This window comes from Streptomyces alboniger (assembly GCF_008704395.1).
In the GTDB taxonomy this organism is placed as follows: Bacteria; Actinomycetota; Actinomycetes; order Streptomycetales; family Streptomycetaceae; genus Streptomyces; species Streptomyces alboniger.
Genome location: NZ_CP023695.1, coordinates 4,401,282 through 4,423,401, shown reverse-complemented (window position 1 = coordinate 4,423,401; position 22,120 = coordinate 4,401,282). Strand labels below are relative to the sequence as shown.

Annotated in this window: 22 protein-coding genes; 6 read left to right on the top strand and 16 right to left on the bottom strand. The window is 71.9% G+C overall.

Annotation, left to right across the window (positions count from 1 at the left end):
* Positions 1-72 precede the first annotated feature (72 nt).
* Positions 73-2,601, bottom strand: a complete 2,529-nt coding sequence (locus tag CP975_RS19775) for an ATP-dependent Clp protease ATP-binding subunit (protein WP_030785664.1) — start codon at positions 2,599-2,601, stop codon at positions 73-75.
* A 440-nt stretch (positions 2,602-3,041) separates the two neighbouring features.
* Between CP975_RS19775 and CP975_RS19765 the strand changes: the two genes are divergently transcribed.
* Complete coding sequence (locus CP975_RS19765; RefSeq protein ID WP_055536230.1) at positions 3,042-3,632, top strand: SCO3374 family protein; 591 nt, start codon at positions 3,042-3,044, stop codon at positions 3,630-3,632.
* Here the strand turns inward: CP975_RS19765 and CP975_RS19760 are convergent.
* The 10 genes from CP975_RS19760 to CP975_RS19715 form a co-directional block, all read right to left on the bottom strand.
* Positions 3,611-3,949: a histone-like nucleoid-structuring protein Lsr2 gene (locus tag CP975_RS19760; protein ID WP_055536231.1), complete on the bottom strand. Its 339-nt coding sequence runs from the start codon at positions 3,947-3,949 to the stop codon at positions 3,611-3,613. The two genes, CP975_RS19765 and CP975_RS19760, sit on opposite strands and share 22 nt — an antisense overlap.
* 226 nt (positions 3,950-4,175) lie before the next feature.
* Complete coding sequence (locus CP975_RS19755) at positions 4,176-4,718, bottom strand: amino-acid N-acetyltransferase (protein WP_030785673.1); 543 nt, start codon at positions 4,716-4,718, stop codon at positions 4,176-4,178.
* 9 nt (positions 4,719-4,727) lie between these two features.
* Positions 4,728-5,114, bottom strand: coding sequence for a BlaI/MecI/CopY family transcriptional regulator (locus CP975_RS19750; RefSeq protein ID WP_078594286.1), 387 nt, complete (start codon positions 5,112-5,114; stop codon positions 4,728-4,730).
* 157 nt (positions 5,115-5,271) lie between these two features.
* A complete protein-coding gene (locus tag CP975_RS19745; RefSeq protein ID WP_055536232.1) occupies positions 5,272-5,451 on the bottom strand; it encodes a hypothetical protein in 180 nt (59 codons plus the stop codon).
* Between the two features lie 14 nt (positions 5,452-5,465).
* Positions 5,466-6,080, bottom strand: a complete 615-nt coding sequence (locus CP975_RS19740) for a hypothetical protein (protein ID WP_208835623.1) — start codon at positions 6,078-6,080, stop codon at positions 5,466-5,468.
* Positions 6,081-6,397: 317 nt separating this feature from the next.
* Positions 6,398-7,204 (bottom strand): type III pantothenate kinase, encoded by an 807-nt coding sequence (locus CP975_RS19735; RefSeq protein WP_150477181.1) that lies wholly within the window; start codon positions 7,202-7,204, stop codon positions 6,398-6,400.
* A complete protein-coding gene (gene nadC / locus CP975_RS19730) occupies positions 7,204-8,199 on the bottom strand; it encodes a carboxylating nicotinate-nucleotide diphosphorylase (protein WP_425474261.1) in 996 nt (331 codons plus the stop codon). Before nadC ends, CP975_RS19735 begins: the two co-directional genes overlap by 1 nt.
* Positions 8,196-9,911 (bottom strand): L-aspartate oxidase, encoded by a 1,716-nt coding sequence (locus CP975_RS19725; RefSeq protein WP_150477179.1) that lies wholly within the window; start codon positions 9,909-9,911, stop codon positions 8,196-8,198. Before CP975_RS19725 ends, nadC begins: the two co-directional genes overlap by 4 nt.
* A complete protein-coding gene (gene panC, locus CP975_RS19720; protein WP_150477178.1) occupies positions 9,908-10,912 on the bottom strand; it encodes a pantoate--beta-alanine ligase in 1,005 nt (334 codons plus the stop codon). The genes CP975_RS19725 and panC overlap by 4 nt, the downstream gene beginning before the upstream one ends.
* Positions 10,909-11,847, bottom strand: coding sequence for a Rossmann-like and DUF2520 domain-containing protein (locus CP975_RS19715; protein WP_150477177.1), 939 nt, complete (start codon positions 11,845-11,847; stop codon positions 10,909-10,911). The genes panC and CP975_RS19715 overlap by 4 nt, the downstream gene beginning before the upstream one ends.
* A gap of 146 nt (positions 11,848-11,993) precedes the next feature.
* Here CP975_RS19715 and CP975_RS19710 point away from each other — a divergent pair, with 146 nt between their 5' ends.
* Complete coding sequence (locus tag CP975_RS19710; protein ID WP_055526387.1) at positions 11,994-13,139, top strand: threonine aldolase family protein; 1,146 nt, start codon at positions 11,994-11,996, stop codon at positions 13,137-13,139.
* Here CP975_RS19710 and CP975_RS19705 read toward each other — a convergent pair.
* Positions 13,096-13,341 (bottom strand): hypothetical protein, encoded by a 246-nt coding sequence (locus CP975_RS19705; protein ID WP_150477176.1) that lies wholly within the window; start codon positions 13,339-13,341, stop codon positions 13,096-13,098. The two genes, CP975_RS19710 and CP975_RS19705, sit on opposite strands and share 44 nt — an antisense overlap.
* 241 nt (positions 13,342-13,582) lie before the next feature.
* Between CP975_RS19705 and CP975_RS19700 the strand changes: the two genes are divergently transcribed.
* A complete protein-coding gene (locus tag CP975_RS19700) occupies positions 13,583-14,689 on the top strand; it encodes a DUF5937 family protein (protein ID WP_055526389.1) in 1,107 nt (368 codons plus the stop codon).
* 28 nt (positions 14,690-14,717) lie between these two features.
* Here the strand turns inward: CP975_RS19700 and CP975_RS19695 are convergent, their stop codons facing one another.
* Positions 14,718-15,389 (bottom strand): response regulator transcription factor, encoded by a 672-nt coding sequence (locus CP975_RS19695; RefSeq protein WP_055526391.1) that lies wholly within the window; start codon positions 15,387-15,389, stop codon positions 14,718-14,720.
* 91 nt (positions 15,390-15,480) lie between these two features.
* Complete coding sequence (locus CP975_RS19690; RefSeq protein ID WP_055526393.1) at positions 15,481-16,683, bottom strand: sensor histidine kinase; 1,203 nt, start codon at positions 16,681-16,683, stop codon at positions 15,481-15,483.
* Positions 16,684-16,846: 163 nt separating this feature from the next.
* On the opposite strand from CP975_RS19690, the gene CP975_RS19685 reads away from it, so the two are divergent.
* On the top strand, positions 16,847-17,824 hold the full coding sequence (locus tag CP975_RS19685) for an SAM-dependent methyltransferase (RefSeq protein WP_150477927.1): 978 nt from the start codon (positions 16,847-16,849) through the stop codon (positions 17,822-17,824).
* Here CP975_RS19685 and CP975_RS19680 read toward each other — a convergent pair.
* Positions 17,789-18,952 (bottom strand): NADH-quinone oxidoreductase subunit D, encoded by a 1,164-nt coding sequence (locus tag CP975_RS19680; RefSeq protein ID WP_055526395.1) that lies wholly within the window; start codon positions 18,950-18,952, stop codon positions 17,789-17,791. The two genes, CP975_RS19685 and CP975_RS19680, sit on opposite strands and share 36 nt — an antisense overlap.
* A 101-nt stretch (positions 18,953-19,053) precedes the next feature.
* Between CP975_RS19680 and CP975_RS19675 the strand changes: the two genes are divergently transcribed.
* A complete protein-coding gene (locus CP975_RS19675) occupies positions 19,054-19,563 on the top strand; it encodes a PH domain-containing protein (protein WP_055526398.1) in 510 nt (169 codons plus the stop codon).
* Between the two features lie 14 nt (positions 19,564-19,577).
* Positions 19,578-20,909 carry a PH domain-containing protein gene (locus CP975_RS19670; protein ID WP_055526425.1) on the top strand — a complete coding sequence of 444 codons (1,332 nt, stop codon included), beginning with the start codon at positions 19,578-19,580 and terminating at the stop codon, positions 20,907-20,909.
* 103 nt (positions 20,910-21,012) lie between these two features.
* Here CP975_RS19670 and CP975_RS19665 read toward each other — a convergent pair whose 3' ends face one another.
* Positions 21,013-22,116 (bottom strand): hypothetical protein, encoded by a 1,104-nt coding sequence (locus CP975_RS19665; protein WP_055526400.1) that lies wholly within the window; start codon positions 22,114-22,116, stop codon positions 21,013-21,015.
* Between the last annotated feature and the right edge of the window lie 4 nt (positions 22,117-22,120).

The window sequence follows — 22,120 nt, the reverse complement described above, 5'->3', positions numbered from 1 at the left end:
GTACGAAAAAGGGGCTGCCCCGGACCGTAGGAAACGGTCCGGGGCAGCCCCCACAAGCGCACCCTGAAAGGGCTACGCCTCCTTGCTCAGGTTCGGGCCCGCGCCGCCACCGGCGGCCGACTCGATCGGCGGCACGTCGGGCAGTGCCGCCTTCTCCTCGCCGCGGAAGGTGAAGGTCTTGGTCTCGCCCTCGCCCTCCGTGTCGACGACCACGATGTGGCCGGGGCGCAGCTCGCCGAAGAGGATCTTCTCGGAGAGGGTGTCCTCGACCTCGCGCTGGATCGTGCGCCGCAGCGGACGCGCGCCGAGCACCGGGTCGTAACCCTTCTTCGCGAGCAGTTCCTTCGCGGACTGGGAGAGTTCGAGACCCATGTCCCGGTCCTTGAGCCGCTCGTCCACCTTGGTGATCATCAGGTCGACGATCTGGAGGATGTCGTCCTGGCTGAGCTGCGGGAAGACGACGACGTCATCCACGCGGTTCAGGAACTCCGGGCGGAAGTGCTGCTTCAGCTCGTCGCTGACCTTGTTCTTCATCCGCTCGTAGTTGGACTTCGTGTCGCCCTGGGCCGCGAAGCCGAGGTTGAAGCCCTTCGAGATGTCACGGGTTCCAAGGTTGGTCGTCATGATGATGACCGTGTTCTTGAAGTCCACGACACGACCCTGGGAGTCGGTCAGACGACCGTCCTCCAGAATCTGGAGGAGCGAGTTGAAGATGTCCGGGTGGGCCTTCTCGACCTCGTCGAAAAGGACGACGGAGAACGGCTTGCGGCGGACCTTCTCGGTCAGCTGGCCGCCCTCTTCGTAACCCACGTAACCGGGGGGCGAACCGAAGAGACGCGAAACCGTGTGCTTCTCGCTGAACTCCGACATGTCGAGGGAGATCAGCGCGTCCTCGTCACCGAAGAGGAATTCGGCGAGCGCCTTGGACAGCTCGGTCTTACCGACACCGGACGGACCGGCGAAGATGAACGAGCCGCCGGGACGCTTCGGGTCCTTCAGACCCGCACGCGTACGCCGGATCGCCTTCGAGAGCGCCTTGACGGCGTCCTTCTGGCCGATGACGCGCTTGTGGAGCTCGTCCTCCATGCGCAGCAGGCGGGAGGACTCCTCCTCCGTGAGCTTGAAGACCGGAATTCCGGTGGCCGTGGCCAGGACCTCGGCGATCAGCTCGCCGTCGACCTCGGCGACGACGTCCATGTCGCCGGCCTTCCACTCCTTCTCGCGCTTCGCCTTCGCGGCCAGGAGCTGCTTCTCCTTGTCGCGCAGGGAGGCGGCCTTCTCGAAGTCCTGCGAGTCGATCGCGGACTCCTTGTCGCGACGGACACCCGCGATCTTCTCGTCGAACTCGCGGAGGTCCGGCGGCGCGGTCATCCGGCGGATGCGCATCCGGGAACCGGCCTCGTCGATCAGGTCGATCGCCTTGTCCGGCAGGAAGCGGTCCGAGATGTAGCGGTCGGCCAGGGTGGCGGCCTGCACCAGCGCCTCGTCGGTGATCGAGACGCGGTGGTGCGCCTCGTACCGGTCGCGCAGACCCTTGAGGATCTCGATGGTGTGCGGCAGCGACGGCTCGGCGACCTGGATGGGCTGGAAGCGGCGCTCCAGCGCGGCGTCCTTCTCCAGGTGCTTGCGGTACTCGTCGAGCGTGGTGGCACCGATGGTCTGGAGCTCACCGCGGGCCAGCATCGGCTTCAGGATCGAAGCGGCGTCGATGGCGCCCTCGGCGGCACCCGCACCGACCAGCGTGTGCAGCTCGTCGATGAACAGGATGATGTCGCCGCGGGTGCGGATCTCCTTGAGGACCTTCTTCAGGCGCTCCTCGAAGTCACCGCGGTAGCGGGAGCCCGCGACCAGCGCGCCGAGGTCCAGGGTGTAGAGGTGCTTGTCCTTGAGGGTCTCGGGCACCTCGCCCTTGACGATGGCCTGGGCGAGGCCCTCGACGACGGCGGTCTTGCCGACGCCGGGCTCACCGATGAGGACCGGGTTGTTCTTCGTACGGCGGGACAGGACCTGCATGACCCGCTCGATCTCCTTCTCGCGCCCGATGACCGGGTCGAGCTTGGACTCACGAGCGGCCTGGGTCAGATTCCGGCCGAACTGGTCGAGCACCAGGGACGTGGAGGGCGTGCCCTCGGCAGGACCGCCGGCGGTGGCGGTCTCCTTGCCCTGGTAACCGGAGAGCAGCTGGATGACCTGCTGCCGCACCCGGTTGAGATCGGCGCCCAGCTTGACCAGGACCTGGGCGGCGACGCCCTCGCCCTCGCGGATCAGGCCGAGCAGGATGTGCTCCGTGCCGATGTAGTTGTGGCCCAGCTGAAGGGCCTCGCGGAGCGACAGCTCCAGGACCTTCTTGGCACGGGGGGTGAAGGGGATGTGCCCGGACGGGGCCTGCTGGCCCTGGCCGATGATCTCCTCCACCTGCTGGCGGACCGCCTCGAGCGAAATCCCGAGGCTCTCCAGGGCCTTAGCGGCGACACCCTCGCCCTCGTGGATCAAGCCCAGGAGGATGTGCTCGGTGCCGATGTAGTTGTGGTTGAGCATCCGGGCTTCTTCCTGAGCCAGGACGACAACCCGCCGCGCGCGGTCGGTGAACCTCTCGAACATCGTTAATCGCTCCTCAGAGCGGTCAGGCAGTAAGGGGTCGGTCCCCTCCCTGTCCTTCCGCAGCTTAGTCCCGCAAGCGGGGACCGCTCATTCCAACTGCCGACACCCGGCCCCCTTCCCAGGGGAAGTCCTGACCTCGAACGCCGACAACTGCTCCAACCCGATGGTGCGAGACGATGTTCCCGCAGGCCAGGCAGTTACCCCCACCATCACTACGCCGATGGCGAACGTGAGACGCCGAAGACCGCGTGTCGCCCCTCCCCACTAGGGATGTCTTACCCGCAAGGACTCTCACTCCATGCGGCGCGCGCCGGTTCCCTCCGCTACGGGCGAACACTCTTGCACCGCCGAACACGCCCTCACGCTCCTTTTCCGGCCACCGTACGCATCCGAGCCGAGACGCTGCGTAACCCGGAGGGCCTTCCGGCTGTTGCTGGAACATGGCCCCCACAGTTCCTCAGCCCCGCACGCCGGTCGAGCAGAGCGACCCGGTGCGGCAGTGGTACGAGAACGAGCTCGGCTGGGCGACCTCCCCCGGCCCCGGCCCGGTGCACCTGCTGACGGGGCTGCGCTTCGACGTCCTCGAACTTCCCGCGGAAGCGGGCTTCGCGGCGCTGCGCCACCTCGGGCCCAAGGCGCCGGTGGCGCTGCGTGGGGAAACGATGCGGCTGCTGGTGGGCGCGGGGAGCGCGGACGAGCTGCCGGGGCTGCTCGACTGGCTGGAGTGGGGGGACATCCCCCTCGGCCTCACCGCCGTCGGGGCGGGCGGACGGATCGACGCGCCCGCGCCTCCGGGGTGGCCCGGCTCGCGGGGGGCCGCCGTCTGGCTGCGACCCCCGGAGCCCGGGTGCGAGGTGGAGCCGACGCTGCCGGCACTCGTGTCCCTGCCCACGGTGGGGGGTGGCGGGACCGCGCACCGCAGCGACCCCGCCGCGGGCTCCGATCTCGTACGGCTCGTGGACACGGCGGCGACACAGTGCCACCGGGTCAGGCTGCGGCGTCGCAGCCGTCAGCCGTTGGCCTTCTCGTAGGCCTCGCGGATCGACGCGGGAACGCGGCCGCGGTCGTTGACCTCAAAGCCGTTCTCCTTCGCCCAGGCACGGATCGCGGCGGTGTCCTGACCACCGCTCGTCGCCGCCGCGCGCGCCTTGCCGCGGCCGCCCGAACCACGGCCGCCGGTGCGCCGGCCGGCCTTGACGAAGTCTTCCAGGGCGCCACGGAGCTTGTCCGCGTTGGCCGTGGTGAGGTCGATCTCGTAGGACTTGCCGTCCAACGCGAACGTCACGGTCTCGTCCGCCTCGCCACCGTCGAGGTCATCGACAAGAAGGACCTGAACCTTCTGTGCCACTGGATTTCCTTTCATCGATAACTTCGAGGCCGGCCCCGGCGACGTACGCCACCGATTCACCGGCCCCTGTTATATGCAGTACTGCAGTACGTCGGAAAGCAAACCGCTTTTGCCGGAAAAACACAAACCCCTGGGAGAGACCGGGGACCCCGAGAAGCCTGGAAACGTGCGCGTTTCGGACATAGGGCACCGGGGCAGGAGGCTGCCCGGAATACCACAGAGGCGATCACAGATGCAGAAGCATCCGACTGTTGCCCAAGGTGTTCGGTTTCACTCGTTCGAGGCCGAGGAACTCCGCGACGCCCTCGTCATAGGAACGCAGCAGCTCGCTGTAGACATCTCCGTCGACCGGAGTCTCGCCGATCTCCACGAAGCCGTGCTTCGCGAAGAAGTCGACTTCGAAGGTCAGACAGAAAACCTTCCGCACACCGAGCCACCGGGCGGTCTGGAGCAACTTCCCGAGCAGCTGATGTCCCACCCCGGCCCCCTTGACCTTCGGATTCACCGCGAGGGTGCGTACTTCCGCGAGGTCTTCCCACATCACGTGCAGGGCCCCGCAGCCCACCAACTCGGCGTTGTCGTCCCGTTCCGCCACCCAGAACTCCTGGATGTCCTCGTAAAGCGTCACGGTCGCTTTGTCCAGGAGGATGCGCTCGCGGACGTACGAGTCGAGGAGCCCCCGCACGGCCGGTACATCGGAGGTGCGCGCCCTGCGGACGGAGACCGCTTTTGCGCTGAGTTCGCTGAGTTCGGGGACCTCTGCTGCCATGGGCGGACGCTATCGCTCTGCGCCGCGCTCCGCGGAGCCGGGGTTCTCCGGGCCTTGGACGATACGCATGGCGTCGTTCAGCGCTTCCCGCTGTTCCTCCGACATCATGCCGAAGAAGGCGACGAGCGCGGCGGCCGGGTTGTCGCTCTGCGACCAGGCTTCGTTCATCAGTGCGGCAGCGTAGGCGGCACGAGTGGAGACCGCCTCATATCGATAGGCGCGACCTTCCGCTTCGCGGCGCACCCAGCCCTTCTGATGGAGATTGTCCAAAACGGTCATCACGGTCGTGTAGGCGATGGACCGTTCCTGCTGAAGGTCTTCCAGGACTTCTCGAACGGTCACGGGGCGGTTCCACTTCCACACCCGTGTCATGACGGAGTCTTCGAGTTCTCCCAATGGACGAGGCACAGTTGAACAATAGTGGGAGAGGTCACTATTGGTGTGATGCGTGAGCGACGTGGCGTACGCCTAATTACGCGACATTGCACAACAAAAAGGGCGCACGACGCCGCGGTCAGCGAGTCGTACGCCCTGGGGGCAGTCGGCGCGAGGCTCAGGCGCCGCCCGCCTTCGTGGCCTGGCGGACGGCTTCGGCCCGGGTGATCGCGGCGTCCGCGGCCGCGTCCTCCTTGGCCTTGTTGGCACCGCCCTGGGTCTTCACGATCGTCACGATGAGACCGCCGAAGAACACGGCCATCACTACGGGGGGCACGAGCGCGGAAACGTAGTCCATGACCCCCAGAGTAGCTAGCCCGCGGCGAGCTGGTGCGGGGGGTCCGCGGGGACGGGGGCGGGAGCCGGAGCGGGGGGTGCGGGTTCCTGGGGCGCGGGAGGCGTGGGGCGTTTGGGCGGGAAGACCTCGGCCGGGGTGGGGACCGGGCGGGGCGGTTCCTGCCCGGCGGCGTCCAGGCCGCCCGGCAGGGCGAGCAGGCGGGTGCGGGGCGCGGGCATACGGGCACGTCCCGGTGCCGGGACGGCGCGGCCCGTGAGACGGGCCCGGACGGACCGCTCGGCGAGGGTGCGGCAGCGGTCGAGCAGGGCGGCCGCGGTGGGGTTGCCGCGCAGGGCGCGCAGGGCCGCGAGGTCGTCGGGGCCAGGTTGGTAGCCGGTGCTGAGTACGTCCTCCAGGAGGGCGAGGTAGCCGGAGGCGGTGCCGGGCAGGGCGGCCCGGTAGCGGGCGAGGTCGGCCACCAGGAAGGCGCGGAGCCGGGCACCCTCGCGCGCCGCCTCGTCCAGCGACTCGGCGAGGCGGAGACAGTCCTGGAGGTCCTCGTCGCGGGCGGGGCTGCGGACGGGGCTGGGATGCAGGGCCAGGGCCAGAGCGCGACGGAGCACACGCAGCTCCTCCGCGCTGAAGGCCATGCCGCCGCGGGATCCGTAGGGCGTGGGCATAGGGTGACGATACGCGCTTAACGGACAAAATCGGGTTATCAGCGAGTTCGGGCGGGTTCTGGCGGGGCGCCTTGGCCGGCGGGGGCGCCTTCAGCGGGGATGCGCCTTGGGTTCGGTCGTGGGGCGGGGCCGCGGGGGTATGTGCGTGCTCGCCATCTTGGTGCGGGAGCCTGTTGGTTGTTGGGCTCGGTTAGATGGATCCACTGTGCTCCGCTCGCACATACCCCCACGTCCCCTCACGAGCGTGCGCGGCTGCGGGCCGGTGGAGGCCGCAGTGGGGCTGGGGCTCAGGACCGGGACACGTTCCGTTCGTAGACCAGGCGGAGCCCGATCAGGGTGAGCCACGGTTCGTGTTCGTCGATGACCGCCGCCTCGCCGAGGACCATCGGCGCGAGCCCGCCCGTCGCGATCACCGTCACGTCCTCGGGGTCACCGCCCGCGCCTACCAGCTCGCGCGCCATGCGGTTCACGACGCCGTCGACCTGGCCCGCGAAGCCGTACAGGATGCCCGCCTGCATTGCCTCGACGGTGTTCTTGCCGATGACGCTGCGCGGGCGCGCGAGTTCGATCTTGCGGAGCTGCGCGCCTCGTACTCCGAGGGCCTCCACGGAGATCTCGATACCGGGGGCGATGACCCCACCCGCGTACTCCCCGCGCGCGGAGACCGCGTCGAACGTCGTGGCCGTGCCGAAGTCGACGACGATCGCCGGGCCGCCGTACAGCTCGACCGCCGCGACCGCGTTGATGATGCGGTCGGCGCCGACCTCCTTGGGGTTGTCCATGAGGATCGGGACACCGGTCTTGATGCCGGGCTCGACCAGGACGGCGGGAACGTCTCCGTAGTAGCGGCGCGTCACCTCGCGCAGCTCGTGCAGGACCGAGGGGACCGTGGAGCAGATCGCGATGCCGTCGATGCCGTCGCCCAGCTCCTCGCCGAGCAGCGGGTGCATGCCCATCAGGCCGTTGAGCAGGACGGCCAGTTCGTCCGCGGTGCGGCGGGCGTCGGTGGAGATGCGCCAGTGCTCGACGATGTCCTCGCCGTCGAAGAGGCCGAGGACGGTGTGGGTGTTTCCTACGTCGATCGTCAGCAGCATCAGTCACGCACCGCTTCCCGCAGATCGAGGCCGATGTCGAGGATCGGGGAGGAGTGGGTCAGGGCGCCGACCGCGAGGTAGTCGACGCCCGTGGTGGCGTACGCGCGGGCGTTCTCCAGGGTGAGGCGGCCCGAGGACTCCAGGAACGCGCGGCCGCCGACGATGGCGACGGCCTCCGCGGTCTCGCCCGGCGTGAAGTTGTCCAGGAGGATCAGGTCGGCGCCCGCGTCCACCACCTCGCGCAGCTGGTGGAGCGTGTCGACCTCGACCTCGATCGGCACGTCGGGGAACCGCTCGCGCACGGCCTTGAAGGCCTGCGCCACGCCGCCCGCGGCGACCACGTGGTTGTCCTTGACGAGTGCCGCGTCGGAGAGCGACATGCGGTGGTTGACGCCGCCGCCCATGCGCACGGCGTACTTCTCCAGGGCGCGGTAGCCGGGCGTGGTCTTGCGGGTGTCGCGGACCTTCGCCTTCGTGCCGTCGAGTACGTCCGCCCACGCGCGCGTGGCGGTCGCGATGCCGGAGAGGCGGCACAGGATGTTCAGGGCGCTGCGCTCGGCGGTGAGCAGGTCGCGGGTGCGGGTGGTGACGCTCAGCAGCGTGTCGCCCGCCTCGACGCGGTCACCGTCCTCCACATGCCGCTCGACCTCGAACTCCTCTTCGCATACGACGGACATGACGGCCTCGGCGACGCGCAGTCCGGCCACGGTGCCCGCCTCGCGGGCGGTGAAGTCGGCGGTGGCGACGGCGTCCTCGGGGATGGTGGCGACCGTGGTGACGTCCACGCCGCCCGCCAGGTCCTCCTCGATGGCCATGTGGGCGATGTCCTCGATCTGGAGGGGGTCGAGGCCCGCCTCCGCGAGGAGCCGCGCGAGAGCGGGGTCGAGGCCGCACTCCAGGGGGTCGAACGCGTCGTCCCCGCCGCAGCCGCAGGCATCGCCGCAGCCGCCGCCGGTCGGGGTGAGGGGGAGGTCGTCGGGGGTGCTCACGGTCACTTCTCCTGGGGACTGGGGCGGGTCGGGGGGAAGTCGGGGGTCGCGGTGGTGTGCGCGGCGAGGGTCCTGTCCGGGTTCAGGCGTACGACGATGTGGCGTCGCCAGGCCTCGTCGTCGCGGTCGGCGTGGTCCTCGCGCCAGTGGCAGCCGCGGGTCTCCTCGCGGCGCTGGGCGGCGGCCACCAGGACGCGGGCGACGCACAGGAGGTTGGTGGTCTCCCAGGTGTCGACGCCCGGCTCGGCGGTCTTGCCGTCCTCGGCGAGCGCGCCCGCGGCCTCGGCGTGGATGCGGGCCAGCCGGGCCGCGGCCTCCGTGAGGGACGCGGCGGAGCGGAGCACGCCGGCGCCCTCGGTCATGACGCGCTGGATGGCGAAGCGGGCCTCGGGCGGGAGCAGCGGGTGGGTCGGGATCTCCGGCTGCGCGACGGGGTGCGGTACGCGCGCGTGGAGGGCGTTCTCCGCGTGGCGGGAGGCGATGTCGGCGGCGATGCGCTCGGCGTAGACCAGGCCTTCCAGGAGGGAGTTGGAGGCGAGGCGGTTGGCGCCGTGCACGCCGGTGCAGGCGACCTCTCCGCAGGCGTACAGGCCGGGGACGGTGGTGCGGCCGTGCGGGTCGGTGCGGACGCCTCCGGAGGCGTAGTGCGCGGCCGGGGCGACGGGGATGGGCTCGGTGACCGGGTCGATGCCGTGGGCGCGGCAGGCGGCGAGGATCGTGGGGAAGCGCTTCTCCCACATCTCGGCGCCGAAGTGCCGGGCGTCCAGGTACATGTGTTCGGCGCCCTGTTCCTGCATGCGGCGCATGATGCCCTTGGCGACGATGTCGCGGGGCGCCAGCTCGGCCAGTTCGTGCTGTCCGGCCATGAAGCGCACGCCGTCGGCGTCCACGAGGTGCGCGCCCTCGCCCCGCACCGCCTCGGAGACCAGCGGCTGCTGGCCCTCGGCGTCGGCGCCGAGGAAGAGCACGGTGGGGTGGAACTGCACGAATTCGAGGTCGGAGACCTCGGCGCCCGCGCGCAGGGCGAGCGCGACGCCGTCGCCCGTGGACACGGACGGGTTGGTGGTCGCGGAGAAGACCTGGCCCATGCCGCCGGTCGCGAGGACCACCGCGGGGGCGTGGACGGCGCCCACGCCGTCGTGCTGGCCCTCCCCCATGACGTGCAGGGACACACCTGCGGTGCGGCCGTCGGCGTCCGTGAGGAGGTCGAGCACCAAGGCGTTCTCGACGGTCGGTATGCCTCGCGCGCGGACCGCTTCGACGAGGGCGCGGGAGATCTCCGCGCCGGTCGCGTCACCGCCCGCGTGCGCGATGCGGCGGCGGTGGTGGCCGCCCTCGCGGGTCAGCTCGATGGTGCCCTTTGGTCCGGTGTCGAAGTGGGCGCCGGTCTCGATGAGGCGTCGCACGGCGTCGGGTCCCTCGGTGACGAGGATGCGTACGGCCTCCTCGTCGCACAGGCCGGCGCCCGCCACGAGCGTGTCGTCCTGGTGCTGTTCGGGGGTGTCGCCCTCGCCGAGCGCGGCGGCGATGCCGCCCTGGGCCCAGCGCGTGGAGCCGTCGTCCAGGCGGGCCTTGGTCACCACGACCGTCTTCAGGCCGGCGGCCGAGCAGCGCAGCGCCGCGGTCAGTCCGGCCACCCCGGAGCCGACGACGACGATGTCGGCGTCCAGGGACCAGCCCGGCGCGGGGGCGTGCAGCCGTATTCCGGTGGCACTCATACGGCGGCTCCGAAGGTCAGCGGGAGGTTGTCGATCAGCCGGGTCGAGCCGACCTTGGCGGCCACCGCGAGGACGGCGTCGCCGGTGTGGCCGGGGCGGACCTCGGTGAAGTCGGCGGGGTCCACGAGCGCCACGTAGTCCAGCTCCAGCGGGGGGCTCAGGCACGTGGCCTCGTCGAGGACCTGCCGGGCCGCCGCGACGACGGCGGCGGGGCCGCCGGGCGTGGAGGGCGCCGCGGACTGCGCCACGGCGTGGGCGTCGGCGGCCGCGCGGGACTCGCCGATGGCGTTGAGGGCGTCGGCACGCGCGAGCGTGGCGGGCGCGCTCGCGGCACGCGCGCGCAGCGCCTCCTGTGCGGCATGCCGGTCGCGGCCCGCGAAGAGCGCCCGGGAGAGGCAGAGCGCGGTGCGCCGCTCGTCCGGTGAGAGGTAGCGGTTGCGGCTGGAGAGGGCCAGGCCGTCGTCCTCGCGCACGGTCGGGACGCCGACGATCTCCACGTCGAAGTTCAGGTCGCGGGTCATGCGGCGGATCAGGGCGAGCTGCTGGGCGTCCTTCTGCCCGAACAGCGCCACGTCCGGCCGGGTGAGGTGCAGCAGTTTGGCGACGACGGTGAGCATGCCGTCGAAGTGTCCGGGGCGCGTGGCTCCTTCGAGGACCGTGCCCATGGGCCCGGCGCTCACCCGGACCTGGGGCTCGCCGCCGGGGTAGACCTCGTCGACACCGGGGGCGAACACGACGTCCGCGCCCGCCTGCTCGGCGATCTTGATGTCGGCGTCGAGGGTGCGGGGGTAGCGGTCCAGGTCCTCGCCCGCCCCGAACTGGAGGGGGTTCACGAAGACGGTGACGACGACCTCGCCCTCGGGGCCCGCGATGCGGCGGGCCGCACGGATCAGCGAGGCGTGGCCGTCGTGCAGGGCGCCCATGGTCATGACGACGGCTCGGCGGCCCGCACGCGCGCGCGTGCGCAGGGAGTCGGCGGTGTGCAGGAGGGCGGTGGTCATCGACTGCCTCCTTCGGCTCCGCCGGTCCCGCCGGCGCCGTTGGCGAGTACGCCGAGGAGGTCCTCGGCGAGCTCCGGCTTGAGCAGTCCGTGGGCGAGGGCGCGGTCGGCGGTGGCGCGGGCCATCGCGAGATAGCCGGCGACGGTCTGCGGGGCGTGCTTGCGCAACTCGGCCACGTGGGCGGCGACCGTCCCGGCGTCTCCGCGCGCGACGGGGCCGGTGAGGGCGGCGTCGCCCGACCGCAGCGCGTTGTCGAGGGCGGCGCCGAGCAGGGGGCCGAGCATCCGGTCGGGGGCCTCCACGCCCGCGTCGCGCAGCAGCTCCATGGACTCGGCGACCAGCGTGACCAGGTGGTTCGCGCCGAGGGCGAGCGCCGCGTGGTACAGCGGGCGGTTCTCCTCTGCGATCCACTCGGGCTCGCCGCCCATCTCGATGACCAGTGCCTCGGCGGCGAGCCGCAGCTCCTCGGGCGCGGTCACCCCGAAGGAGCATCCGGCCAGGCGCTGCACGTCGACGGGGGTGCCGGTGAACGTCATCGCGGGGTGCAGCGCGAGCGGCAGGGCGCCGGCCCGCAGGGCGGGTTCGAGGACCTTGGTGCCGTACCGCCCGGAGGTGTGGACGAGCAGTTGGCCCGGGCGCACCGCGCCGGTCTCGGCGAGGCCTTCGACCAGGCCGGGCAGGGCGTCGTCGGGCACGGTCAGGAGCACCAGATCGGCCCGTCCGAGCACCTCGGCGGGCGGGACGAGGGGGACGTCGGGCAGCATGGTGGCGGCGCGGCGCACGGAGGTGTCGGACACCCCGGAGGCGGCCACCGGGCGGTGCCCGGCGAGCTGGAGCGACGCGGCGAGCGCGGGGCCGACGCGGCCCGCTCCCACGACTCCCACCGTGAGCCTCGCGGGGCGCTCCCGCGGGTCTGGCTGATGCGATGCGTTCACGCGATGACGCCTTCCGTTCCAGTCCGCTCGGGGTACCGGACGATTTCTCGTCATGTTAACGCGATTGCCCGGTGCCGCGTCTTCCGCTGTCCACAGGCTGTGGCTATTCATATGACTGGTGCCGACGGACCGGTCATCCTCGGGGGATGACTGCGAACGAAGCGGAACAGGACACCCGCGCCAGGCGCTCGGCGGCGGCCCGTGGCGCCGCCCGCACCCTGCACCGCTCCCCTCTGCACATCCCGCTCACCGAACGCCTCTCCGCGCTCGCGGCGGCCGCTCCCGAGGTCGTCGGCGCGGACGAGGCCACCGACATCTACGGGGACGGCGTCGTCGCCACCCTGGAGGAGGAGGTGGCGCGCCTGCTCGGCAAGGAGGCGGCTGTCTTCTTCCCGACCGGCACGATGGCCCAGCAGGTCGCCCTGCGCTGCTGGGCGGGCCGCACCGGGAACGCGACGGTGGCACTGCACCCCAAGGCACACCCCGAACTCCACGAGGGCGACGCCTTCACCGCGGTCAGCGGGCTGCGCACGGTGCACCCGACGGACGAGCCGCGCCTGCCCATGGCCGGCGAAGTGCGCGAGTTTCCCGAGCCCTTCGGGGCGCTGATGCTCGAACTGCCGCTCCGGGACGCCGGTTTCGTCCTGCCGGACTGGGAGGAGCTCGAAGCGGTCGTGGAGGCGGCGCGCGAACGGGACGCGGTCGTGCACATCGACGGCGCGCGCCTGTGGGAGTGCACGCCGCACTTCGGGCGCCCCCTCAGGGAGATCGCGGGGCTCGCGGACACCGTGTACGTGTCGTTCTACAAGTCCCTGGAGGGGCTGAGCGGGGCGGCGCTCGCCGGGCCGCGCACGCTCGTCGAGGAGGCGCGGATGTGGCGCCACCGGTACGGGGGGCAGCTGTTCCAGCAGTTCCCGGCCGCGGTCTCCGCCCTGCTGGGCCTGAAGCACGTCCTGCCGCGGCTGCCCGCTTACGTCGCTCACGCGCGCGTGGTGGCCGAGGCGCTGCGCGAGGGGTTCGCGGCGGCCGGGCTGCCCTGGTCGCGCGTGCATCCGGGGCGGCCGCACACCCACCAGTTCCAGGTGTGGCTGCCGTACGCGTCCGAGGTGCTGGACGAGGCCTCGCTGGGGCAGGCGGAGGAGACGAAGACCTTTCTGTTCGGCCGGTGGTTCGCGGACGGGCCGCCCGGCCTCTCGGCCACGGAGGTCACCGTGACCGAGGAGGGCCTCGACTGGACGGCCGACGACGTCAAGGAAGCGGTCGCGGAGTTCGTGCGGCGGCTCCCCCGCTGAGGCGGCCGCCCCGCGCGAGGCGGGCCAGTGCGGCGCGGACCCTGCCGCGGGCGGGGCGTTCTTGCACGACTGCGCGGAAGCGGCCGTAGTCGCGAACCTCTCGGACGACCTGCCAGTCGTGGTGTCCGGGGGCGGGCGGCGTCGGTTCGCCGTGCTGGGCGGCGCGGTAGGTGTCGAGCAGGTACTGCTGGGTGACGCTCATGACGTATCGCCTCTCGGTATAAATAGTACTTATCGGGCACAACACGGTCGCGCTGTCCCCACGGGTGGAGGAAGGAGGGGCTGTCCCCACGGGTGGAGGAAGGAGGGAAGGAGGGGCCGGAGGCTTCGGTGGCTCCGGCGATGACCTCAGACTGCTCCCGCGAACCCGTCCCCGTCGCGTCGATTGACGGCGGCCGTCAATCGACGGCCGCGCTGTCAGTGGCGCGGTGCACCATGAGGACATGAGCGTGAGCATCGACATCAGCGGGCTGTCCCACGAGCGGATCCATGTCGTGCCCTCGCCCCTGGCCGAGCTGGGCATGGCGCTGCACGCGCTCTCCGAGCCGGGCCACCACCCGGGGCTCCAGGGCTGGGCGACGGCCGTCTCGACGCGCCTGGACCCGTGCCTGGCGGACCGCCTGTGCGAGGCCGACTTCCTGTGGCGCTCGACGTTCTCGGACGTGTTCGCGCCCTTCGCCGGCCTCCCGGGGCAGAGCACACTCCCCGGGGCCACGCTCGCCGAGGAGCTCGACCAGCTGGACAAGCTGACGGACGAGCAGTTCGTGGACGCCGCCCTGGAGTTCACGTGCCAGTCGACGTATTCGGAGCCGGACCGCAATCTGCTGGCCGACCCTGCCGTGCAGCGGCGCGCGCTGGACCTCGCCGCCGCCCGCGGCCCGCAGCAGGTGAAGTTCACCCAGCGCCTCCTGGACGAGCCGCCGGTCGTGCGCGCGTGGCTGCGCAAGCTCCTGGAGGACTGCGACGAGGCGTTCTTCGCCGACACCTGGGCCCGCCTGAGCCATCAACTGGCCGCGGACGCCCGCCTCAAGACCGACCTCCTGCGGCGCAAAGGCCTCGCGGAAGCTCTGAAGGCGCTCTCCGGGGCGGTCTCCCTGGACGAGAGCGAGCAGCTCATCACCGTCGACAAGATCACCACAGGGCGTACGACCACGGGCTCCGGCGGTCTGGTGCTCGTCCCGACCAGTCTCGGCTGGCCGCACGTGATGGTGCTGCACCGAAAGGGCTGGCAGGCCTGCATCACGTACCCCATCAGCGCCCCCGGTCTCACCGCCCCGCCCACCGTGGAGCAGCTGACCCGCCGTATGGCCGCGCTCGCCCACCCGGTGCGGATGCGCCTGTGCCGCCACCTTGCGCGCGGGTCGTACACCACGAGCGAGCTGGCGGACGCGCACGGCATGACGGCGCCGGAGATATCCCGGCACCTGAGCGTCCTGAAGAAGGCCGACCTGATCACCACGCGCCGGCGGGGGCGCTATGTGCAGCACCAGCTGGACATCAGCGTGGTGTCACGGCTGGGCAGCGACTTCATCGAGGGCGTCCTGCGCTAGGCCGCGTCCGGCCCGCCACGGACACGCCCTAGGAGTTGCCCCCGGCCCGCACGAGCCCCGTCTCGTACGCGAGGACCACGACCTGCACCCGGTCCCGCAGATCCAGCTTGGTCAGGATGCGGCCGACGTGCGTCTTCACGGTGGCCTCCGAGAGGACGAGGCGCGCCGCGATCTCGCCGTTCGACAGGCCCTGTGCGACGAGGATCATCACCTCGCGCTCACGGGCCGTCAGGCGCTCCAGCTCCTTGTGCTGCGGCTGGCCGCCCGCGTTCGGCAGCATCGGCGCGAAGCGGTCGAGCAGGCGCCGCGTGGTGGACGGCGCGACGACCGCGTCACCGCTGTGCACGGAGCGGATCGCGGCGAGCAGCTCCTCCGGAGGCACGTCCTTGAGCATGAACCCGGAGGCACCCGCCTTCAGCCCCGAGAAGGCGTACTCGTCGAGGTCGAAGGTGGTCAGGATCAGCACCTTCGGCGGGTTCGGGCCCTGGCAGACGCGCCGGGTCGTCTCGACGCCGTCCAGTTTCGGCATGCGTACGTCCATCAGCACCACGTCGACCTTGGTCGAGCGCAGCACCTCCAGGGCCTCCACGCCGTCGCTCGCCTCGGCGACAACCTCCATGTCCGGCTGTGCGGCCAGCACCATCCGGAACCCGGTGCGCAGCAGCGCCTGGTCGTCGACGAGCAACACGCGGATGGACATCTAGGAGTCCCTTCGAGGGGTGGCGAGAGAGGGAGGCGCGAGAGAGGGGTCGGGAAATGGGGTCGGTCGGACGGACGGCCGGGGGCCACGTTCAGTGTGCTGGTTTGAGCGGCAGCAGCGCGCTGATCCGGAAGCCGCCGCCGGGGCGCGGTCCCGCGTCCAGGGTGCCGCCGACCATGCCGACGCGCTCGCGCATGCCGATCAGGCCGTGCCCGCGGCCGTCGGCGCCGCCGTCCTCGTACAGCTCGTGCGGGGCGCCCCTGCCGTCGTCCTCGACGAGCAGCCCGAGGCCGTCGTCGAAGTAGACCAGGCGCACGCTCGCGCCCGCGTTCTCGCCGCCGTGCTTGCGCGTGTTCGTGAGCGCCTCCTGCACGATGCGGTACGCGGTGAGTTCCACGCCGCTGGGCAGGGGGCGCGGGGTGCCCTCGACCTTGTAGTCGACGGGCAGACCGGCCGTGCGCACCTGTTCGATCAGCTCGTCGAGCTGCTCGACGTCGGGTTGCGGGACGTACTCGGAACCCTCCTCGGGCTCCCCCGTGCGCAGCACGCCCAGCAGGCGGCGCATCTCGGCGAGGGCCTGGCGGCCGGTGCCCGAGATGGTCTCCAGGGCCTTCTTGGCCTGGTCGGGTGCGGTGTCCATGACGTACGCGGCGCCGTCGGCCTGGACCACCATCACCGAGACGTTGTGCGCGACGACGTCGTGCAGCTCACGCGCGATGCGGGCCCGTTCGGCCGCCACCGCGACCTTCGACTGCGCCTCCCGCTCCTTCTCCAGCCGGGCGGCGCGCTCCTCCAGCTGGGCCAGATAGGCGCGGCGGGTGCGGATGGAGTCGCCGAGGACCCACGCGAGCGCGAAGGGAACTATCTGGAAGATCGTGAAGAGGACGCTGCCGACGACGGTGACGCTCTCCTCGGGCCAGCGCATCGACGCGAGCGGAGCCGCGCACAGGCCGCCCACCAGCGCGAACCGCGAGGCCCACCGCGCCCCGTCGGCGGCCGCGGTGTAGATGATCACCAGCATGGCGAAGTCCGCCGGCATCACCCTCACATCGAGGACGAGCTGGCAGACGCCGAGGACCGCGGCGAGCACGAGCATCCGCTCGGTCGCCCTCCGTCGCAGCGCGAGCACCAGGCTCATTCCGAGGACGACCGGGATCACCGCGATTCCCGCCACGGGGCCGTTCACGTCGGCCATGGACACCAGACCGAGCCCGGAGATCCCGAGCAGGACGAGGGCCCAGAAGCCGTCGACCCCTGTCGGGTGTCTGCGGAGGAAGTCATAGAGGCGGTGCACGTAACCCAGCGTAGGCAGCCCGAAGGCGCCCCGGGGTCAACCGGAGGTGCGATCCATATCGAGCACGTGTACTCCCCAAGGTGGAGGCCCGCTTAGCCTGCGGCCTGTGACGTATGACGACAACGGTGGCGGGGCGGGCGTCCCGCGTGGCTGGCGCGAGGCCATGGAGACGGCCCTGTACGGCCCTGACGGCTTCTACCGCCGCCCTGAGGGACCCGCGGGACACTTCCGCACCTCCGTGCACGCCTCGCCCCTCTACGCGGCCGCGGTGGCCCGGCTGCTGTGCCGGGTCGACGAGGTTCTGGGCCACCCGGAAGAGATCGCCTTCGTGGACATGGGCGCGGGCCGCGGGGAGCTGACCGGGGGTGTGCTCGCCGCGCTCCCCGCCGATGTGGCGGCACGCGTGCGCGCGTACGCGGTGGAGCGCGCGGAGTGCCCCCCGGGGCTCGATCCGCGCATCATCTGGCGGGCCGGTCCGCCGACCGGCGTGACGGGCCTGCTCTTCGCCAACGAGTGGCTCGACAACGTCCCTGTGGACATCGCCGAGGTGGCCGCCGACGGAACGGCGCGCCGGGTGCTCGTACGCGACGACGGCACCGAGTCGCTGGGCGGCCCCGTGACGGGGCCGGACGCCGCATGGCTGGCGCGCTGGTGGCCCCTTGGGGCCGAGCCCGGCCTGCGCGCGGAGATCGGCCGCCCCCGGGACGAGGCGTGGGCCGCGGCGGTGGCGTGTCTGGAGCGCGGCCTCGCCGTCGCCGTCGACTACGCGCACGACCGGCGGGGGCGCCCGCCCTTCGGGACGCTCACGGGCTTCAGGGAGGGCCGCGAGACGGCTCCCGTGCCGGACGGAAGCTGCGACATCACCGCGCACGTGGCGCTGGACGCGTGCGCGATGGAGGGGGCCGTGCTGCTCACCCAGCGGGCGGCGCTCGGCGCGCTCGGGGTGAGCGGCGGCCGTCCCCCGCTGTCGCTGGCCTCCGAGGACCCGGCGGCGTACGTACGCGCTCTAGCGCGCGCGGGGCAGGCCGCCGAGCTGACGGCTCCCGGCGGGCTCGGGGACTTCGGATGGCTGGTGCAGCCCGTCGGCATGCCCGCCGGCGCCGCGCTACTTGTCGATGTCGCCGACCACGAAGAAGAGTGACCCCAGGATCGCCACCATGTCCGCGACCAGCTGCCCCGGAAGCAGTTCGGCGAGCGCCTGGATGTTGTTGTACGACGCCGAGCGCAGCTTCAGGCGGTACGGGGTCTTCTCGCCCTTGGAGACCAGGTAGTAACCGTTGATGCCGAGGGGGTTCTCGGTCCACGCGTACGTGTGGCCCTCGGGGGCCTTGAGGACCTTCGGGAGACGCTGGTTGATCGGCCCCCGCGGGAGTTCCGCGATCCGGTCCAGGCAGGCGTCGGCGAGGTCGAGGGCGTTGTGGGTCTGCTCCAGGAGGCACTCGAAGCGGGCCAGGCAGTCGCCCTCCTGGCGCGTGACGACCTTCAGGGTGTCCTGGAGTTCGGCGTACGCGAGGTAGGGCTCGTCGCGGCGCAGGTCGAAGTCCACCCCCGAGGCACGGGCGATGGGACCGCTCACTCCGTAGGCGTGCACCGCCTCGGGGCTGAGGACGCCGACGCCGCGCGTGCGGCCCCGGAAGATTTCGTTGCCGAGCACCAGGCGGTCGTACACGTCCATGCGCGACCGCACCGACGCGACCGCCTCACGCGCGCGGGAAGTCCATCCGGCGGGCAGGTCCTCCTTGAGGCCGCCCACGCGGTTGAACATGTAGTGCATGCGTCCGCCGGAGATCTCCTCCATCACGTTCTGGAGTTCCTCGCGCTCACGGAACGCGTGGAACACCGGGGTGATCCCGCCCAGTTCGAGGGGGTAGGACCCCAGGAACATCAGATGGTTGAGCACGCGGTTCAGCTCGGCGAGCAGCGTGCGGGTCCACACCGCGCGCTCGGGGACCTCCATGCCGAGCATCCGCTCGACGGCCAGCACCACGCCGAGTTCGTTCGAGAACGCCGACAGCCAGTCGTGGCGGTTGGCCAGCATCACGATCTGCCGGTAGTCCCGGGCCTCGAAGAGCTTCTCCGCGCCGCGGTGCATATAGCCGATGACCGGCTCCGCGTGCTGGATGCGCTCGCCGTCCAGGACGAGGCGCAGACGGAGCACGCCGTGCGTGGACGGGTGCTGGGGGCCGATGTTGAGCACCATGTCGGTGCTCTCGGCCGCGCCGCCGATACCGAGCGTGGTCTGCGTGGTGGTCTCCGTCGTGGGACTCATGCGCACAGTCTCTCGCACGCGCCGGCCAGGGGGCGGCCTACTCGGCGTACGCGGTCTGTGCGGCCTACGCGGTTGTCGGAGGCCGTACGTAGGCTGGGGGCATGGAAACGGGGACGGCAGGGGCCGCGGGCCCCGCGGGGGCGCGGACCGAGCCGGTGTGGACGGGGCTGCCACGAGGTCTGCTGAGGATGCGGCGGCTGCTGCTCGTGGTCTGGCTGGTGCCGATCGCCGCGGCGGTCGGCGTGCTGCTCGGCCTGTTCGCGGGCCCGGCCTGGGCGGCCTTCGCGCTGCTGCCGCTCGCCCTCGTGGCGTGGGGCTGGCCGATGCTCGGGCGCAACTGGCTCTCGTGGCGGTACGCCGAGCGCGAGGACGACCTGCTCATCAGCAGGGGCGTGCTCTGGCGCGAGGAGACCGTCGTGCCGTACGGCAGGATGCAGCTCGTCGAGGTGACCTCGGGCCCTGTGGAGCGGCACTTCGGCCTGGCGAGCGTGCAGCTGCACACCGCCGCCGCGGCCACCGACGCGTGCATCCCGGGGCTGCTCCCCGAGGAGGCCGAGCGGCTGCGCGACCGGCTGACGGAGCTGGGCGAAGCACGATCGGCGGGGCTGTGAGCGGCGGCGGAGCCGTGGACGACGCGCGCATAGCCGCAGACGAGAGCGCAGCCGTGGCGAGTGAGCGGCGGCTGCATCCCGTGACGCCGCTGCGGCGCGCCTGGGCGCCCTTCGCGGTCCTGATGGGCTGGGCCGTCCACGACCCGAACGGCACACAGCAACGCCTGTCCGAACTGACGGCCACCACCTTGCTGCTGGGGAGCGCGGCGGTGATCCTCGGCGGCGCCGCGTACGGCTTCCTGAGCTGGTGGTTCACTCACTTCGCGGTCACCGACACCGAACTGCGCATCCGCACCGGGCTGTTCTTCCGGCGCACCGCCCACATCCGGCTCGACCGCCTCCAGGCCGTCGACGTGACGCGGCCGCTGCTCGCCCGTATCGCGGGGGTCGCCAAGCTGAAGCTGGACGTCGTCGGCGCCGACAAGAAGGACGAACTCGCCTATCTCGGCGAGCGCGACGCCGCCGAACTGCGGGCCGAGCTTCTCGCGCGGGCCGCAGGTTTCGCCCCCGAGAAGGCGCGCGAGGTCGGCGAGGCGCCGGTGCGCGCCCTGCTGCACGTACAGCCGCGCATGCTCGCCCTCTCCCTGACGCTGACCGGCGCGCCCTGGGTGATGCTCGTCGCCGCGACCGTCGTCCCGACGGGCCTGTGGTTCGCCACGCACAACCTGTGGACGGTCCTCGCCACCGGACTGCCCATGCTGGGCGGTGCGTTCGCGAGCAGCGGCGGGCGCTTCATCAAGGAGTACGACTGGACGGTGGGCGACTCCCCGGACGGCCTGCGCATCGACCACGGGCTCCTCGACAAGGCCCACGAGACCGTGCCGCCGGGCCGCGTGCAGACCGTGCACGTCGTCCAGCCCCTGCTGTGGCGGCGGTACGGCTGGGTGCGGGTGGAGCTGGACGTGGCGGGCTCGGCCAACACCGTGCTGGTGCCGGTGGCCCCGCGGGAGCTGGCCGAGGCGGTGATCGCCCGCGTCCTGCCGGGCGCACGCGTGCCGGAGCCCGCCGAGCTGTCCAGGCCTCCCGAGCGCGCGGCGTGGTGCGTGCCGCTCTGGTGGAAGGGGCACGGCCTCACGGTCACCGACGCGGTGTTCGCGGCGCGGCACGGCCTGCTCAAGCGCCGCCTGTCGCTGGTGCCGCACGCCAAGGTGCAGAGCGTGCGGCTCTCTCAGGGGCCCTGGGAGCGGTACAAGGGCGTGGCCGACGTACGGGTGGACACGGGCGCCAACAAGACGGTGACGGCCCGTCTGCGTCCCGCGGACGAGGCGGCCGCACTCCTCCAGTCCCAGGCGGACCGCTCCCGCACGGGCCGCGACGAGGCCCGCCCGGACCGCTGGATGGCGTGACGTACGGCCTGCGTCCCGCCCCGTCAGGGGCGCGGGGAACCGCGCGACCAGCCACCGACCGCCCGCGGACGGACTCCGCCGCGCCCCCGGTCGGCGGAAACGGTCACGCCCGCAGGGCCGTCCGCAGCTCCGCGATGTCGATCTGCTCGGTCTCGTCGTGCGCGGTCAGATCGATGACCTGGCCCACGCCGCGTGCCGCGTCGCCCGCTTCCCCCTCGGCCGGCGCGTCCTTGAACTCCGCCTCGGCCTCCGCCTTGTGGACCGCGAGGGCCTCCTCGCCCACCACGTCGGCGAGGTCCTCGTTCTGCACGGACTCCAGCGCGGCCGGAGCCGCGCCCTTCGTACCGAAGAAGTCGAACCCGCCCCGGGGCGCCTGACGCCGCGCCTTGACGGGCGGCGCGACGGCGACCGCGCGCTCGTGCCCGCCGAACCCGTCGGCCGCCCCGGACTTCCCCCGGCGGTCACCCCGCGGCTCGTCCTCCGCCTGGCGCGGCGCCTCGGGCGCGACCGGCGCCGGCGGGGCCAGACGGTCGAGCGCCGCGTTGGCCCGCAGGAAGAGCGAGGAGGTGAGGCCCGCGCCCGTGCCGCCGGACGCTTTGGCGGCACCTTCGCCCCGCGCGGCAGGACCCGCGACGGAGTCCTCCTTGCGCGACGCGGGCACCGGCGCCCCGGCCCGCACCGCGGGCACCAACTCCGATGCCCCCGTGCCCGATCCCGTGCCGGCACCGGCCGCCGGCTCAGGCGTCGACGAGGTCGCCTCGATGGCGAGCAGGCGCCGCCCCTCCAGGGCACTGGCCCGCTCGGTCTCCGCGGTCGCGTACCGCCGCAGCAGCGCGGCGTGTTCGTTGCGCAGCGCGGCCAGCTCGGAACGCTTGGCGCGCAGCTTGGTCTCCAGCTTGCCGCGCAGCTCGCGGGACTCCTCGAGGTCGGACTCGGCCTCGGCTATCCGCTCCTCGTGCCGCCACTCGTCGCTCGCTCGCGCGCGCGTGAGTTCGGCGACGCGCTTACCGGCTGCCAGGTCCCAGCGCCGCATGACGACCGAGCCGACGACCGCGGCGGCCGCCGCCGCGGCGACGAGCCCGCGGAGCACGATCGGTTCCGCGAACATCCAGGCTCCGCCGGCGCAGAGAACAGAGACGCCTGCGACCGTCGAAGGGGGAAGCAGCCTGTGCAGGGGTGGGGAATGGCGGTGACGTCCACGTGGCATGGCC